This is a genomic window from Amycolatopsis sp. NPDC059027, from assembly GCF_042739735.1.
Classification (GTDB): domain Bacteria; phylum Actinomycetota; class Actinomycetes; order Mycobacteriales; family Pseudonocardiaceae; genus Amycolatopsis.
Genome location: NZ_JBHYIK010000026.1, coordinates 116,301 through 117,767, shown reverse-complemented (window position 1 = coordinate 117,767; position 1,467 = coordinate 116,301). Strand labels below are relative to the sequence as shown.

The following is a 1,467-nucleotide window of genomic DNA, read 5'->3' as shown; positions in this document are numbered from 1 at the left end:
TGCAGCAGGGTGCCATCGGCCAGCACCACCACCGCACCCCGGGCGACCAGTCGCCGCAGCACCCGGTCCAGTCGGGGTGCCCGGGCCGCGAGCAGCCCGATCACCTCCAGCAGCCAGCGGCGGATAGTGGAGGCCGATACCGCGTTGGCACGGGACAAGTCCAGTAGCCGCTGATCGTGGCGCAGCATCGCCAGCACCAGCACCGCCTGCTCGGCCGCCGACACCTTGCGCCACCGCGACCCGATCACCCGGCGATGCCGGCTGATCAGCCTGGTCAACATCGCGATCGTGGGTGGCGAGACCGGCAGCGCACTGCGGTACGAGGCGGCGATCTCGGACTGTGAGACAGTGGGAGCGGAGCCCCCGGACGTGGATTCTTGTGTCACGACTTGATCAACATCCGGGGGCTCCACCACGTTCCCGTACCGCCGGTACGCAACCCAGCAAACCCCTACGGCACAACCACAACCCACCCCGTCAAGCACCCAGACCAGCACCAACAGGATGAAAAAACCCCAGTGAGGCAGCACACCCACGACGCCGATGCGAACGAGCGTTAACCTGTCTCAATCAGTGCGCTGGCCAGAAGGGAACGGGAGAACATGCAGATCACCGACACCGCGGCACTCGTCACGGGTGGCGCGTCCGGGCTCGGCGGGGCGACCGCGAAGGCGCTGGCCGGCAAGGGCGCCAAGGTGTTCGCGCTCGACCTCGCCTCCTCGATCGAGAAGGCCGAGCAGATCGACGGCGTCACGTACGTCGAGGCCGACGTCACCGACCCGGACCAGGTTCGGGTCGCGGTGGAGACCGCGGCGAGCTCGGGCGTACCGCTGCGGACCGTGGTGAACTGCGCCGGGATCGGCCCGTCCGCGCGGATCCTGTCCAAGAAGGGCCCGCACGACCTCGCGCTGTACGCGAAGGTCATCCAGATCAACCTGATCGGCACGTTCAACGTGGTGACGCTGGCGTCCGAGGCGATCGCGAAGACCGAGCCGCTCGAAGACAACGCCCGCGGCGTCATCATCAACACCGCGTCGGTCGCGGCCTACGACGGGCAGATCGGCCAGGTGGCGTACGCGTCGTCGAAGGGCGGTGTCGTCGGCATGACCCTCCCCGCGGCGCGTGACCTCGCCTCGCACGGCATCCGGGTGCTGACCATCGCGCCGGGCATCGTCGACACCCCGATGCTCGCGACGGTCAGCGAGGAGTTCCGCGAGGGCCTCGCGGCCGGCATCCCGTTCCCGAAGCGGCTCGCCCGGCCGGACGAGTACGCGCAGCTCGCGCTGTCGCTGATCGACCACGACTACCTCAACGGCGAGGTCATCCGCATGGACGGCTCCCTGCGCATGGCCCCGCGCTGACGCGCGAGCTGAAGGGGACTCCCGTCGCATAGGACGTACTGAAGGGGGGTGTAGTGGCCGGGGGGTGGGGGGAAATACCCCCGCAGAACACTGAGGAGCGGTTGGC

The 1,467-nt window shown here is 68.8% G+C and carries 1 protein-coding gene and 1 pseudogene; one reads left to right on the top strand and one right to left on the bottom strand.

Features of this window, described 5'->3' with window-relative positions; all coding sequences use genetic code 11:
* Positions 1-386 (bottom strand): annotated as a pseudogene (locus ACFWY9_RS19915) (hypothetical protein); the annotation flags it as partial.
* A gap of 216 nt (positions 387-602) precedes the next feature.
* Here ACFWY9_RS19915 and ACFWY9_RS19910 point away from each other — a divergent pair.
* On the top strand, positions 603-1,361 hold the full coding sequence (locus ACFWY9_RS19910) for an SDR family NAD(P)-dependent oxidoreductase (RefSeq protein WP_378325955.1): 759 nt from the start codon (positions 603-605) through the stop codon (positions 1,359-1,361).
* Positions 1,362-1,467 lie beyond the last annotated feature (106 nt).